Origin of the sequence: Priestia sp. TRN 1309 (assembly GCF_050846875.1) — a bacterium.
Taxonomy (GTDB): Bacteria; Bacillota; Bacilli; order Bacillales; family Bacillaceae_H; genus Priestia; species Priestia zanthoxyli.
The window spans coordinates 291,800-306,811 of the sequence record NZ_JBOZGM010000002.1; the positions used below are offsets into that span (position 1 = coordinate 291,800).

The following is a 15,012-nucleotide window of genomic DNA, read 5'->3' on the forward strand; positions in this document are numbered from 1 at the left end:
AGCGTCATAGTAAGTAAGCAGTTACAAAGATTCGCTAGCATTCTCGTCAGCTTACTAACTGCTACTTACGGAAAGGAGAGGTAAACGTGCAAAAAAAGTTTAGGTTCTTGAGAATTCTACGAAACGTGATAGTAGCTATATTGGGGATATGCATCATGTGGATTGTAACGAATCAAGTAATGACGGCAGTGGAAAAGAAAAAGTACCCGCCTATTGGTCAATTAGTAGAGGTTAATGGCAGAGATATTCATGTATATACAAAAGGTAAAGGGGAAAATACAATTGTACTACTAAGCGGCTTGGGAACGGCTGCGCCTGCACTTGATTTTGAACCGTTAGTAAATGAACTGTCGAAGGATAATAAAGTTGTGGTAGTAGAACCATTTGGATACGGATGGAGTGACACTACGAATAAAAAACGTACGGTAGAAAATAGTGTAAGCGAAATGAGAGAAGCTTTGCAAAAATCGAATATAAAGGGTCCGTATATATTAATGCCGCATTCAGTTTCTGGCGTGTACAGCATGTATTACGCTAATAAATATCCAGATGAAGTAAAAGCAATTATTGGAATAGACCCTACGTTGCCAAAAGCGCTGGATTATTTTAAAGAAGAAACGCCGAATATACCAAGTTTGATGAGTGTTTTAGCGCCAAGTGGAGTTGCTCGCTTAGCCCTGCTTACTAGTCCTAATCAGTATCTACCGCTAGCCGAAGAAGGAACGTATACAGCAAAAAATTTAAAAATGACAAAAGCAATCTCCAGCTGGAAAGGCTACAACAAAAACGTCATTGATGAAGCAAAAGAACTGAACAACAATATAAATAAAACTCTCGATATGTCGTTTCCTTCAAAAATGCCCGTAATGATTTTTACTAGAAAAATAGATAAAGAAGCAAAAGAAGGAAAATCGAATATTACGTTTTATCAAAACCAATTAAGTCACGTATCGTCGCAAAAGCTAGTTGTTTTACAAGGGCATCACTATTTACACTGGACGAAGTACAGAGAAATGAGCAAATATGTAAATGATTTTATAGATACATCTATTAATTCAAGTACAAGGAAATAAAGGATATAAGAAAAAGGAGTCCAAACAAGAGGTCTCCTTTTTTATAGAGAAGAATTAAATCTAGTTAGCTGTATAGCTATAAATGTTATAATTAACCAATCGCTGGAATGATTTATATATAGAGGAGGCAAATCATGATTAAAGCCGTTATTTTTGATTTAGATGGGACACTATTAGACCGAGACAGTTCGTTAAAACATTTTATTCAAGATCAGTATGAGCGTTATAGTAAAGAGCTAGCACACATACCGAAGCAGAAATACATATCTAGATTTATCGAGCTGGATCAAAAAGGCTACGTATGGAAAGACAAAGTATATCAGCAGCTTTTGAACGAATATGATCTTTCGAATCTGACGTGGGAAGAGATGCTAGATGATTACCTTCACTATTTTCCAGCTCACTGCGTTCCGTTTTTACATATGGAGCATGTACTAAAAGAGCTAAAGAAAAAAGGGTTGTTGCTAGGCATGATCACAAATGGTTTTACGGACTTTCAGTGGATGAATATTAAGGCGCTTAGAATTGATCACTATTTTGATACTATACTCGTTTCCGAGCAAGAAGGCATTAAAAAACCGCATAAAGATATCTTTTTGCGAGCGTTAAAAGCGCTTGATGTGTCGGCTGAAGAAAGTGTATATGTCGGGGATCATCCAGAAAATGATGTGCTTGGCGCAAGAGGCGCGGGCATGCATGCTGTATGGAAAAAAGACGCTTTCTTTGACGGAAGTTTTACAGATTCATATATAATAGAGGATTTAAAAGAACTATTGAACGTTATGAATGAGTTTCAAGAGACCTGTTGAGAAAAGGGGAGCAATGATGAAAAGTCAAGTTCGTTTACTAACCGATAAAGAATTAGAAGAAGCAGCAATCATCTATACAAATGTTTTTAGTGGGTCACCGTGGAATGAGCCTTGGAGTATAAACACTGCTTATGCTCGTTTATACGATATCAGTAAAACTCCAGGTTACATAGGGATAGGTTTCTTTCATAGTGAAAATAATAAACTCATAGGATTTATAGTAGGAAATGAAGAACAGTGGGCGAACTATAAGACGTTTTATGTAAATGAAATTTGTGTGTTAAGCAGCACTCAGCAAACTGGCATAGGAACGAGTCTTTTATCTTTCCTTAACGAGTTACTTATACAAAAAGAAGTGAAAGAAGTCTACGTTTCTACTGAAGGAGGCCAAGGCAAACCAGAACGTTTTTTTGAAAAAAACGGTTTTGTCACTCATGAATCTCGTATACTGATGGCGGTAAATGTAGATTGAATATAAGTGAATGGGTGTAGGGTATCCGTTTTGTTGTTCCAGGAGGAACGGTTTATAAAGCAGGAGGAAATAATTTATGATTTTTTCGCTACTAGTTTTAGTCGCTATTTTAACGGTGAGTATTCCGCTGATGATTATTATTGTTAAAACAGTTTGGCACCGAAAGCTTCCTCGTAATTACTATACGCCGTTTGACTATCTTGCTGCACAAACAGAAGAAGAGTTTCACGAAGAACAAAATGAACGAGAAATAGAAGAAAAAGAAGGAGATGTTGTAAACAGAAAGAGCTAAAGGTCATTTTCAACTCCTTCTGTTTACAGCCCACCCCTCCACAATTTCCGTAAATTCACTTAGGTGTTCTTCAAATATCCGTTTTCGATGTCCGTTTGCTCCGGATGGGTGAGGAAAGCCAAATAAATACGTATGCCGAGAAAACGAAAATTCACGCGAAAGTTTTCTTAAAACATTTTCAACTGCTTTTCCTAGCGGAATGATTAAGCATGGATTTTTTATTTCGTTCAATTCCTGTGGAAACACTTCAAAAGCATAGTGTGAAAGAAGCGCTGATCGTTCAATTGGCGGCTGATGACCCGTATAGTTTTTTCCTTTGTAAAACACAGGATACTTTAATACGGACGTGGTATGCAGCATATCTCGCTGTGAAGCAAATAACTCAGCGGCACTGTCCATACCGATCGCTTTTTGAACGCCGCACCTGTCTAACATGTCTATTAAATTTACTCTCATCGTTCCGCTAAAGCTCGCGGCTTTTTTTGTTTCGTACAGCACTTGTTCAAGGGGATGGTGATGAGACTGGCTGGAAACGCATTGTTTAAAAGCAGTTTTCATTTGAAACCACCCTGGTGTGATGCCGGCAATAATAATATGAGCGTCCGGATTTATGTAATCGTTATGGGGCGAGTAGTACATGCTTAGTTCATGTTCTTGAGCGATTAAAAAGTCTTTTTGCAACAGCTGTTCTTTCGTGAAATTCATATTATGTAATTGTTGAAGGGCAGGCAGACATTGTTGAAAATAAGAATGTTGGCTAATCATAGGCTCTCTCTTTCCTTATCAGTATTTCTCCTTTTATTTTCCCCAACAAACCGTTTTATATCAAATATGAACAAATTCTTACGAAAATTAATATTTACTAAAAGTTTACTTAAGTTTTAGTGCAGTGTGATAAAAATAAAGTAGTAATAGCAGTGATTTTGTCATTTTAACGGCGGAACTAGCAAAAGAAATGAAGAATTTTGGAGGATATTTTAATAAATTTACTGAAATTTTAAAATTATTTATTGAAAGCGTTTTATTAATGTGCTATTCTTCCAATATAAGAGATAAATATTTAGTAAAAATAGAAGATTATAATAGAGAGGTAAAAAGATGGCAACTTTAAAAGATATAGCGGCGTACGCTAATGTTTCCAGTTCAACCGTATCCAGAGTACTAAATAATGATCATACGCTTTCTGTATCTGAGGTTACTCGTGAGCGCATTCTTCATGCAGCCAAGGAGCTGCAATATACACCCGTGAAGATACGAAAAGGAACGGCAAACGGAAAAGACATAGAAGCTCCAAGGATAGGTATCATTTTTGCTCAATCCCTTGAAGAAGAGTTAGTAGACCCTTTTTTCTCTTCTATTCGCCATGGAATAGAGAGTGAATGCGCAGAAAAAGAAATTTTTACAGTAAAGTCATTTAGACTAAAAGGCATGAAGCAAGAAGAGCTGCTGCAGGATCTTGATGGAGTAATTGTAGTGGGAAGAGTTAGTCCAGAAACGGTTCAAGAAGTGAGCAATCATTTAGATACTATTGTTTTTATCAATCACAAAGCGGATGAGGATTTGTACGATTCGGTCATGATTGATTTTGAGAAAGCTACTAAACATGCATTAAATCATTTATTTGACCTCGGTTATAAAAGAATTGGCTATATCGGAGGGACAGAAAGAGAACATTATATCAATGGAAGTTCTATTATTGAAGATCAGCGTCAAACGGTTTTTGAAAGCGTTATGCATGAAAAAGGCCTGTTCGATTCTGAGAAAGTTTATGTCGGCGAATATTCAATGAATGAAGGATATGAGCTGATGGGACAAGCGATTAAGCAAGGAAATCTTCCTGAGGCATTTTTTATCGCAAGTGATGCAATGGCGATAGGAGCGATGCGTGCCCTGCAGCAATCAAATATAAAGGTTCCTGAAGACGTAGCGATTGTAAGCTTTGATGATGTGGATGTCGCAGCATTTGCGAGCACGCCGCTCACCACAGTTAAAGTATATACCGAAGAAATGGGAAGGCAGGCTGTTAAAATGCTAGTAGATCGGTTAAGCGGCAGGTCCATTCCTTTAAAAGTCATGGTGCCGACCAAACTAATTTACCGTGAAAGCTGCGGAGCTTTGCTCAAGAAGCAGTAACCTAAAAGTTATAACTTGAAAGGGGGTGATAGAAAAGCAGAATTCATACATAAAGAGTGATAAGGGGGAAGAAAAATAGAAAAAATCATAAAAAAGGCAGGTTAAAAAGCCCTAGAAACTACATACTTATTGGCAGATAAATATGTAGATGAAAAAGCTTTTTCATTTCTAGGACTCTTTGAACCTTTGTAAAAGTATAGGATTAAATTATAAGTGACTTTATTTCGTTGTGCAATGAATTTGTCTATGTACAAATAACTGAATATTCAGTTATTTGTGTCTTGATAGAGTATAAGGAGGAAAAAAGATAAATGAAAAAGCTTACGTATCTTTTTGTTCTATTACTAGTCTTTTCTGTTGTGGCAGCGGGCTGCGGAAATAAAGAAGCGGCAACAGGCGGAAATGGGAAAACAACGCTAACGCTTTTTTCTACGATGAGTAATAAAGGCGAGAGAAAAGCGCTTCAAAACGCGATTACAGAATTTGAAAAACAAAATCCAGATATTAAAATTGATGCGAATTTTCCGGGTAACGGCTATGAAGATATGCTTCGTGTGAAAATGGGTGCAAATGATATGCCTGATTTATTTGATACGCACGGCTGGTCTCAGCTTCGCTACGGGGAGTATGTAGCAGATTTAAAAGATATGGATTGGGTTCAGCATTTGGATCCGGCGCTAAATCAAATTTTAAAAGATAAAAGCGGCAAAGTGTATGCGTATCCTTTAAATCAAGCAAAAGACGGAATTAGCTATAATGCGACGCTGTTAGAAAAATACGGAATAAAGCCTCCTAACACAATGGATGAATTTATAACAGCGTTAGAAACAGTAAAAAAGAAAAGCAAAGGAGAAGTAGCGCCTCTATGGATCCCAGGAGGGGAAAATGGCAATATTGCTCAAGTGTTTGATCAGCTGGCTACACCTCAGCTTATTACAGCAAAAAATAAGAACTATGCTAAGCAGTTGGAAAAAGGGACATTCAATTGGTCAAACTATACGCCTCTAGCGGAAACAATGGCAAAAATGAAGAAAAAAGGGCTGCTGAATGAAGATGTATTAACCGCAAAAGTATCTCAAGCAACGGAATTAATGGCTCAAAATAAAATTGCTTTTACATTTGTGGGCGGATCTCTTGGACCGGATGCAACAGAATTAAATCCTGAAGTAAAAGTAGGAACGGTACCGGTGCCTGCTATTCATAAAGGGGGCACGCAAAGCTGGATTGGCGGAGAGCGCTTTACCCTTGCTGCGTGGAAGGATTCTAAGCACCTTAAAGAAGCGAAAAAATTTATTGAATTTGTGTCACAGCCGGAAGTTGCCAAAAAGATTGCCGAAGGAACGTCTTCAGCATCGGCTCTGACAAACAATAAAACCCAAAACTACTACTCTGAATACTACGATAAGTATAGCGATATTAAAGTTGAGCCATACTTCGACCGAAAGTATTTACCGAGCGGTATGTGGGCAGTGATGTCTTCTACAGGTCAAGAATTGCTAGCGGGAAGTTTAACGCCAAAGCAATTATCAAAAGAGATGGAAAAAGAGTACAAGCGTCTCAGTAAACAATAAAATAGTGTGCAAAAGTTCCTTGTTCGCTAAGAAGCAGGGAGATAGTCTTCTGCTTCTTTTCAACACAAGCTGAAATAGGAGTGAACACGATGAATGAAATAGTCAGGAAAGAGTTGGTTTCCGTAGTAAGAGATACGGAAAAACGAAAGAAAAAATTAAAAACAGAGTCTTCTTTATGGTGGATGTACCTTCCCGGCTTAGTAATTATCACCGTTTTTATTATCTATCCTTTTATTAACGGAATTAGACTTTCCTTTACTAATTGGAATGGATTTTCACAAACATACGATTGGATTGGGCTCCAGCAGTATAAACGTTTGCTTGCAGACCCAACGACTTGGCTTGTGATAAAAAATACGCTGCTCTACGGAATAGGCAGTACAATTTTCCAAAACATTATTGGCTTGTTGTATGCTTTGCTTCTCAATCAAAGCATTAAAATGAAAGCTGTAACAAGAACAATTGTCTACCTTCCAGTTATTATCAGCCCAATTATTATGGGGTATATCTGGTACTTCTTTTTTGCCTACCAAGGAGGCGCTTTAAATGACCTTCTTGTATTTTTAGGCTTTGAGAAGATTAATGCTTTGGGGACTCCGGAGCTTAACTCTTGGATTATTGTGTTCGTCAATACGTATCAATTCGTTGGAATTGCGATGATTATTTATTTAGCGGGGCTGCAAAGTATTTCAAAAGATTATTACGAAGCGGCGCAGCTTGACGGAGCATCGGCTCTTCAGCAGTTTAAAAACATTACGCTTCCACTGCTCATGCCTTCGATTACAATTAACGTCGTTTTAAATATTATCGGAGGTTTAAAACTGTTTGACGTCATTGTTGCGCTGACAGGAGGAGGGCCTGGAGATGCATCGCAGTCAATGTCTACTTTTATGTATGATTTATATTTTAGAAGACAGGACGCCGGCTATGCTGCAACTCAAGGTGTGTGCATGGCGCTCATTATTTTAGTCATTAGCTTATCAGCACTTGTGTACTTTAAGCGAAAGGAGACAGAAGCGTGATGGACTATACAAATAAACGGAAAAAACGATTTTTTACCTTTCTAGCGCTTTGTATAACGCTCGTTCATATTGTCCCTTTTTATATTCTAGTTACGACTTCTTTAAAGGCAACCGGGGATTTTAGTTCAAAATGGGTATTTCCAAAAAGCATACACCTTGAAAATTTCACATCGGCTTGGGAGCAAGCGAACTTAGGAAATTCTTTTGTTAATACATTTATCATTACGTTCGTTTCGGCGATTCTGCTTATTTTTTTAGGATCAATGGCTGCGTATCCTTTAGCGCGACGCCAAACGAAACTAAATAAGTACGTCTATTTTATCTTTATCGCCGTGATGGTAATACCGCCTTTAACAGCGCTAGTTCCGCTGTACAAAATGGTTGTGAATATGGGGATGATGAACACGTATCAAATTGCTATTTTAAATAATGTCGCAGCATTTTTGCCGCTAACGATCTTTTTATATGCCAGCTTCATTCGCTCCACTATTTCTAAAGAGCTCGAGGAAGCAGCAAGAATTGACGGGGCCGGCACGTTAACGATTTTCTTTAAAATCGTATTTCCGCTGCTAAAGCCTGTCACTGCGTCTATTTTAATTATTGCAAGCGTCTATATTTGGAACGACTATCAGTTTGCAATTTTCTTCCTTCAAGATAAGGAAATGCATACATTAACCGTTACGTTAGCGAGCTTTTTTGCCGAAAATCAAAATAATCTTAGCTTAGTAGGAGCAGCTGCGATCATTGCGATGCTTCCAATGACCATTTTATTTTTAGTGCTACAAAAATACTTTATTGCAGGGCTTTCATCAGGATCTGTAAAAGGATAAAACCAATACGAGGAAGGAAGATGACGATGTCTAAAATCACATTTATCGGAGCGGGAAGTACAGTTTTTGCAAAAAATATTTTAGGAGACTGCATGTTTGTGCCTGCTTTAGCTGGCTTTGAGTTTGCACTTTACGATATAGATGCCGAGCGTTTAAGAGATTCGGAAAATATGCTAAACAATCTAAAAGAAAACTACAAAGTGGATATTACGGTTAAAGCCTATTTGAACCGCAGAGAAGCTTTAACAGGAGCAAAGTATGTGATTAACGCGATTCAAGTAGGCGGATACAAACCAAGCACCGTCATTGATTTTGAAATTCCTAAAAAATACGGCTTGCGTCAGACGATTGGAGATACAGTAGGAATTGGAGGAATCTTCAGATCACTGCGCACGATTCCAGTGCTGTTTGATTTTGCAAAAGATATTGAAGAAGTATGTCCGGATGCGCTGTTTTTAAATTACACCAATCCAATGGCAACACTAACGGGTGCAATGCTGCGCTATACAAATGTAAAGACGGTAGGCCTTTGTCACAGTGTTCAAGTATGTACAAAAGATTTATTTGATTCTCTCGGAATGGATCATGAAGGAATACAAGAGAAAATCGCAGGCATTAACCATATGGCATGGCTGCTAGAAGTAAAAAGAGATGGACAAGACTTATACCCAGAAATCAAGCGTCTGGCAAAAGAAAAACAAAGAACAAAGCATCATGATATGGTGCGTTTTGAGCTAATGGATAAGTTCGGTTATTATATTACCGAATCGTCTGAGCATAACGCAGAATATCATCCATACTTTATTAAACATAAATATCCAAATCTTGTTGATCAGTTTAACATCCCTCTTGATGAATATCCGCGCCGATGCGAAGAGCAAATCAGCAATTGGGAATCCATGAGAGAAGAAATGGTTAACAACAGTCAGTTAACTCATACACGTTCGCATGAGTACGGCTCTAGAATTATTGAAGCAATGGAGACAAACGTGCCGTTTAAATTTGCGGGTAACGTATTAAATACCGGAGGCTTAATTAGTAACCTGCCGACAAAAGCGTGTGTAGAAGTTCCATGTGTTGTAGACCGAAGCGGTATTATGCCGACTTATGTAGGAGATTTACCAGAGCAGCTTGCGGCGTTAAATCGCACGAATATTAATACGCAATTATTAACTATTGAAGCAGCTGTCACTAGAAAAAGAGAGCACATCTATCAAGCAGCGATGCTAGATCCTCATACAAATGCGGAATTATCCATGGATGACATCATTCGTATGTGCGATGATTTAATTGAAGCCCACGGTGAGTGGCTGCCTGACTTTACAGGGAAAGTGAACCAATACGTGTAAGAAAAGAATCCTCGGCTGAGATCAGCTGAGGATTCTTTTGTACTTAGGAAAAGAAGGGAATATCATCCAAATCTATATTGACATTTAAAAATATTCATCATACACTGTAAGAAGCAAGTCATTTTATACTAAGAAAGGAAAGGTACCGTAGACAATGGATAAGTAATCCTATTTTTTTAGACATTCTTTTAAAACTTTATTTTAAATGAACATTTGTCTAGATAGGATTAGTCTGTACATTTTTAGGTGCCATTTCTATATGTCTTATATGAAGTGATTTCTCCCTTTTTTTACTCTATAAAAGGGTGCATATTTGCGTATGCCTAATTATGACCTCTAATCCTCTCTAGAAATCCTAGGGAGGTTTTTTTATGTTATTGTTAGAAGCTATAAATATTGAAAAAAGCTATGGAGATCGCCTGCTGTTTCAAGCAGAGAAACTTCAAGTACATCGCGGAGAGCGAATTGGAATTGTTGGGAAAAACGGAGAAGGCAAATCGACGTTGCTTCATATTTTAATGAAAAAAATGAGTCCAGATCAAGGGATTGTGCAAACATATGGCCGTTCCTCACTGATTCCGCAGCTTGATGTTCAACCTACATCTGCCGTTTCTCCTGAGATGAAAAGTCAGTGGAGTGTGCCAACTGAAGCGGACTTTCTTAGCGGAGGAGAAGAAACAAGAAAGAAAATTGCATCTGCTCTTTCATCCGGCGCGGAACTGCTTGCAGCCGACGAGCCAACGAGCCACTTAGATGTAAAAGGCGTAGAGAAATTTGAAGAAGAAATGAAGTCTTTTACAGGCAGTCTGCTGCTGATTTCACATGACCGAGAATTATTAAATCGCCTTTGTACGTCCATATGGGAATTAGAAGACGGCAAAATTAACTGTTATGAAGGCAATTATCAAGAATATGTGACGCAAAAAAAACATGCGGTTGAAAGACAGCAGTTTGAATACGAACAGTATGTACAAGAAAAGCAGCGGCTTGAACTGGCGTCTGAAGAAAAAAGCCAAAAATCAAAGTCGCTTAAAAAAGCGCCGAGCCGCATGGGCAATTCTGAAGCGAGACTTCATAAGCGAGCGGTCGGAAAACAAAAAGCGAAGCTAGATAGAAGCGCAAAAGCGATTGAAACAAGAATTGAAAAGCTGGAGAAAAAAGAAAAGCCAAAAGAAATGGAAGAAATTCATTTTGACCTATCGCAGTTTCACCAAGTGCACAGCAAGCAGGTACTGAGCTTTGACAAAGTATCAGCATCAGCTGGTAATCATATGTTGTTTCAAAATCTAAAAGGCGGTGTGAAGCCAGGAGCGAAAGTAGCGATTGTCGGCAAAAACGGCGCCGGAAAATCTACGCTGCTGAATATGATTGAGCAGCGAACAGAAGGCATCACGGTTGCGAAGCCTGTAAAACTCGGCTTTTTCCATCAGCGCCTTGAAAATCTAGATCCCGCTAAAAGCATTTTAGAAAACATTAAAGAAGACAGTCCGTACACTGAACAGTTTATTCGTACGGTACTATCACGCTTACTTTTTAAACGTGAAGACGTGTATAAAAAAGTAGAGATGCTAAGCGGAGGAGAACGAGTCAAAACGGCATTAGCAAAAGTCTTTTTAGGAAACTATAACGTTCTTCTTTTAGATGAACCGACCAACTATCTTGATCTTCATACAAAAGAAGCGCTTCAAGAAGTGTTAAAAGCTTATCCAGGGACGATTTTATTTGTGACGCACGACCGCTATTTTGTTAAAAAGCTTGCGACGCATGTTTTGACGTTAAAACAGTCCAAAGCGGATCTCGCGGCGATTGAAGACACGGGTAAAAGCAAAAAAGCGTCACAGCAGCAAAATGAAGCCGAGAAACTTGCGCTTCAACTAGAATTAACAAAAGTGATTAGCGAGCTTTCTATCACCCCAGAAGGAAAAGACAAGCAGCGTCTTGAAAAAAGATACGAAGAGCTTTTAGAAGAAAGAAAACGATTAAATAGAAAGGAAGGGTAATATCACTTCACCTAACAATGAATACAATGATGTTACTGAACATCAAAAGCGTATTGAAGGAAAATTAACGGATATGAATGTAAAAGGAACGCCCAAAAGAATAAAATGGATTGGCTATGGAATCATTATTTTCTTTGTGATTCTTACTCTAACGATGATCATCGGCGTATTTATCAATTAAAACAAAAAGCAGCCGCTTCAATGTTGAAGCGGCTGCTTTTTTATTTGCCTACTTTTGTAACGATCGCATCTCCATTTTTTCCAACGCGTACAGTAGCGAAACGAGCTTCGCTTTCCACTTTGCTGCCAGTTCCTTCTGGAATAAAGTAATGTTCAATTCCGTACTGAATTCCCCAGTCGTGATACTTCCCCGTAATGACAACGTCTTTCTTTTTAGAAGTATACGGCTTATTCCAGTCATCATCCGCTTGGTAGATTTTTGCGTATTCATACACGCCTTGTTTGTTAGGACGAAGAACGAGCTTCACTTTTTCACCGTCTTTCACATGAGGTAAGGTAACGTGCGCAATGTCGTAAGTCAGCTCAACGTAATCGCCTTGCAGCAGCGAGCGCGGATCGATCGGCTGTAAAGCGAGCTTAATTTCTTTTCCGTTTTGAAGAAGCACTTCGTTTTTAGTGAAAATGCCGCCCAGCATAATAAGCTGAACAAGAATGATGATCCATACAGCGGTTCGGCTGCGGTCAAGAAACGACGGCTGCGGCTGATCGGGCGTTGACAGGTCCCATTTCCTGCTTAGGAAAAGAAAGATAAGACCTAAAATAACGAGCACAAGTGATTTATTAAATAAATCCCACACAAAGTCGTAATATTTCATCGCTAAAAAAACAAACCAGAAGATCATGCCAACAATAAAATCATATTTTGGCTCTTTTCGTACCGTCACAAATAAAAAGACGGTCGAAATCACAAAAAACACCGTGCAGTAAATGATATTTAAAAAAGAAGGTTCGCTTAATTCAGTCAGCGACAGTAAAAAGATAAAAGCAAGAAGCAGCGCCGCTTTTTTAAACGCGTGGTGTACGTTTATCGCGTACACAGCGGCATTTAATAGAAACAAAGCGAGCAGCACATAATCTATTTTGATAGTGTCATAGTAAGCAGTCGGAACCTTTATTAACAGAAGCCCTTGCACTAGCACAAAAAGCAGCAGGCGAACGGGCATATGCTTTGTGAATACTAAAAGCGCTACAAGTGCGATGACGTAGATAAAAAACAGAATGTCGTTCACAAAAAAAGAAGCGCCGCCGCTAATTAATACGCCCATCATTAAAAGCGTATATTTCACGGTTGGAATATCTGCTTTAATCAAATAACATGCCACAATCAGCAAAACGCCAATCACAAGCATTCCGTTTGTTGGGTACGTTCCTGTAATAAGTGTGACAAGTCCTCCTAAAGAGCTGCTGCCGATGACCGATGCAATAGCCGTAATCCCAATCACCGCTATTCGTTTGATGACGCGGAGCGAGGTTTTTTGTGCTGACGTGTTGGTAGTGAGCCATTTGACAAACCATACGCTTGCACCAATAAATAAAATCACGAATCCTAAAGCTAAGAACAGTGACCATTCAGCGTAGTGTTTAAAAATAAAAGAGAAAAACTGTTCAATAACAAATAAAGCAAATGCCACAATGGAAATCCCTAAAAATGACCTTTGCGGCTCCACTTTTGAAAAATAAAACAAGGAGCTTAGTAAAAACAGCAAATAAAAAATAATAAGACCCATCCGTAAGCTAGAGCTGCCTGTGAAATCCGGCAGGGAGATAGTTAAAAAAATGTAGTGAAACAAACAAAACGCTGCATACATGATCACAGGAGACGAGCGCTGTTTCTTTTTTATGATCCAAAAGATGAGTAAGTTCACAAACGCCATTCCTGCGTAAAGTAAAAGCGTCTCGTGTTCGCCTCGCTGTGAAACTGCGCCTGTTGGTGAAATAAAAAAAGCCATGGTGAATTGAAATAAAACAAACGATAACACGTAAAACGGCTGATACTTTGTAAAAAAGCTAAACAAAATAATCGGCACAAGCCAAATTAAAAACAGCCAGTACGATTCAGCGTGCGTGTTGTAAATTTGAGAAAGAAGCGCGATGCTTAATCCAAATGAAAGAGCGCCGGCCAAAAGCGTCCAGTGACTTAAAAACGCCTGCTGAGGAAGCAGCTTTCGCACCGCAAATGCACTTCCGTAAAACAGCAGCATCAGCCCCACGCTCAGCGCAATTTTAGTGTAGCGGTCAAAGCCTTGCCAGTTCGATGCAAAGAAATATAAAATGCTGGACAAAACAAGAGCCAACCCCAGTAAATAACCGAGTCTTACGAGCTTTTCTCTCATACTCAACCTCCTCTTTATATTATGTATATACTAGCGCATGTTTAAATATTTGGAAATAGAAAGAATGAATGCGTTTTAACAAAAAAATTGTGTAAAAAGACCTTTTAGTGGCATGGAAATAACACATGAAGTAGTTCGAAAATCTTGATAAATTGTCAATAGTAAGATAGTTTTGGTTATTTTATCCTGAAGAGTGGGTATTGAACTAAAAACCTACATTATTCCCAAAAAATATAAGAAAACGTGCCGATGTGCTCTCTTTCTTTATTTGATAAGCTATAAAAGGGAATTACTGTTAGAAGAACCAAGAGATAGATATAAAGGAAGTGTCATCATATGAATGAGATGTTTGTTGCTCATCTGTATACCCAAGTGAAGCAGGCACATGAAGATATCCAGCAGCTTACCGCTAGTAAAAACACGTTAACGGAAGTTAAAGGCGAGCTTGAACGTGCAAAGGAAAAGGTAAAAGAACCAGAGCTCACTTCCGACACTTGGTCAGGCAGCCTTGCTGTTGGGTTTGAAGACATCCGCACCGCTATGTTAGACGAATACGATGATTTGCTGACCCGTCAGCTGACGGATGCCCTTGCGACAATTGAAGCAAAAATTACGGCGCTTCAATCGGATATACAAGGGATGGAACGCGCCATTAAAATGCAAGAAGACGAAGCAAAAGATAAGGTGTGATGCAATATGGCAGACGAAATTAAAGTAATAGATGGTGAAATTAATAGAACGCTTAGTGACCTAAGCGCTGCTGCGCAGCAGTTCCAGCCGCTTTTTCCGTTTCACGTAGGAAGCGGACAAGATCTAGCGGTGCTCGATGAATTAAACCAGCTGAACCAGCAGCTGCAAACGTTAATTGTGGACTACAAGCAAACGCTCCTCGATGATTTGAACGCCACCAAAAAATCCGTGCAGTCCATAAAAGAAGCAGATGAAAAAGCTGCAAACGCCGCTAAATAATGTTCATATTTTATATAAAGCTATCAAAAACAACCTTTCAACCAGCATAGATTTGGCATTCAAATAAAAAGGTTTTACCTAGCGGATGATGCAAGCCTTATAAAGAGGAGCGTCCGCTTAGGTTTAGAAAAATGACGG

At 38.8% G+C, this 15,012-nt stretch carries 14 protein-coding genes; 12 read left to right on the plus strand and 2 right to left on the minus strand.

Going from position 1 to position 15,012, the window contains the following annotated elements; genetic code table 11:
• The first annotated feature begins 155 nt into the window (after window positions 1-155).
• From ACRPLQ_RS08780 to ACRPLQ_RS08795, 4 genes are all read left to right on the plus strand, one after another.
• The gene (locus ACRPLQ_RS08780) at window positions 156-1,073 is read left to right on the plus strand and encodes an alpha/beta fold hydrolase (protein WP_232217024.1); all 918 of its coding nucleotides are present in this window, start codon (window positions 156-158) and stop codon (window positions 1,071-1,073) included.
• Between the two features lie 134 nt (window positions 1,074-1,207).
• Window positions 1,208-1,882 (plus strand): HAD family hydrolase, encoded by a 675-nt coding sequence (locus ACRPLQ_RS08785; protein WP_034268757.1) that lies wholly within the window; start codon window positions 1,208-1,210, stop codon window positions 1,880-1,882.
• 16 nt (window positions 1,883-1,898) lie between these two features.
• Window positions 1,899-2,354: a GNAT family N-acetyltransferase gene (locus tag ACRPLQ_RS08790; RefSeq protein WP_034268754.1), complete on the plus strand. Its 456-nt coding sequence runs from the start codon at window positions 1,899-1,901 to the stop codon at window positions 2,352-2,354.
• 76 nt (window positions 2,355-2,430) lie between these two features.
• Complete coding sequence (locus ACRPLQ_RS08795; RefSeq protein ID WP_034268750.1) at window positions 2,431-2,646, plus strand: DUF3951 domain-containing protein; 216 nt, start codon at window positions 2,431-2,433, stop codon at window positions 2,644-2,646.
• A gap of 9 nt (window positions 2,647-2,655) precedes the next feature.
• Here the strand turns inward: ACRPLQ_RS08795 and ACRPLQ_RS08800 are convergent, their stop codons facing one another.
• Window positions 2,656-3,411, minus strand: a complete 756-nt coding sequence (locus ACRPLQ_RS08800) for a hypothetical protein (RefSeq protein WP_432235895.1) — start codon at window positions 3,409-3,411, stop codon at window positions 2,656-2,658.
• A 333-nt stretch (window positions 3,412-3,744) separates the two neighbouring features.
• Between ACRPLQ_RS08800 and ACRPLQ_RS08805 the strand changes: the two genes are divergently transcribed.
• From ACRPLQ_RS08805 to abc-f, 6 genes are all read left to right on the plus strand, one after another.
• A complete protein-coding gene (locus ACRPLQ_RS08805; RefSeq protein ID WP_182030221.1) occupies window positions 3,745-4,779 on the plus strand; it encodes a LacI family DNA-binding transcriptional regulator in 1,035 nt (344 codons plus the stop codon).
• 311 nt (window positions 4,780-5,090) lie between these two features.
• Window positions 5,091-6,350, plus strand: a complete 1,260-nt coding sequence (locus ACRPLQ_RS08810; RefSeq protein WP_033579311.1) for an ABC transporter substrate-binding protein — start codon at window positions 5,091-5,093, stop codon at window positions 6,348-6,350.
• Window positions 6,351-6,439: 89 nt separating this feature from the next.
• Entirely contained in the window at window positions 6,440-7,372 is a 933-nt protein-coding gene (locus ACRPLQ_RS08815; protein WP_432235896.1) for a carbohydrate ABC transporter permease, read from the plus strand.
• Entirely contained in the window at window positions 7,372-8,202 is an 831-nt protein-coding gene (locus ACRPLQ_RS08820; protein ID WP_328153024.1) for a carbohydrate ABC transporter permease, read from the plus strand. The genes ACRPLQ_RS08815 and ACRPLQ_RS08820 overlap by 1 nt, the downstream gene beginning before the upstream one ends.
• Window positions 8,203-8,228: 26 nt before the next feature.
• Entirely contained in the window at window positions 8,229-9,551 is a 1,323-nt protein-coding gene (locus tag ACRPLQ_RS08825) for an alpha-glucosidase/alpha-galactosidase (protein WP_432235897.1), read from the plus strand.
• Between the two features lie 371 nt (window positions 9,552-9,922).
• Window positions 9,923-11,551, plus strand: coding sequence for a ribosomal protection-like ABC-F family protein (gene abc-f / locus ACRPLQ_RS08830; RefSeq protein ID WP_432235898.1), 1,629 nt, complete (start codon window positions 9,923-9,925; stop codon window positions 11,549-11,551).
• A 221-nt stretch (window positions 11,552-11,772) separates the two neighbouring features.
• Here the strand turns inward: abc-f and ACRPLQ_RS08835 are convergent, their stop codons facing one another.
• Window positions 11,773-13,905 carry a GDYXXLXY domain-containing protein gene (locus ACRPLQ_RS08835; protein WP_432235899.1) on the minus strand — a complete coding sequence of 711 codons (2,133 nt, stop codon included), beginning with the start codon at window positions 13,903-13,905 and terminating at the stop codon, window positions 11,773-11,775.
• Window positions 13,906-14,241: 336 nt separating this feature from the next.
• Here ACRPLQ_RS08835 and ACRPLQ_RS08840 point away from each other — a divergent pair, with 336 nt between their 5' ends.
• Both ACRPLQ_RS08840 and ACRPLQ_RS08845 read left to right on the plus strand, forming a co-directional pair.
• Window positions 14,242-14,595: a YwqH-like family protein gene (locus ACRPLQ_RS08840; protein ID WP_182030229.1), complete on the plus strand. Its 354-nt coding sequence runs from the start codon at window positions 14,242-14,244 to the stop codon at window positions 14,593-14,595.
• Between the two features lie 6 nt (window positions 14,596-14,601).
• Window positions 14,602-14,874, plus strand: a complete 273-nt coding sequence (locus ACRPLQ_RS08845) for a DUF5344 family protein (protein WP_045292218.1) — start codon at window positions 14,602-14,604, stop codon at window positions 14,872-14,874.
• Window positions 14,875-15,012 lie beyond the last annotated feature (138 nt).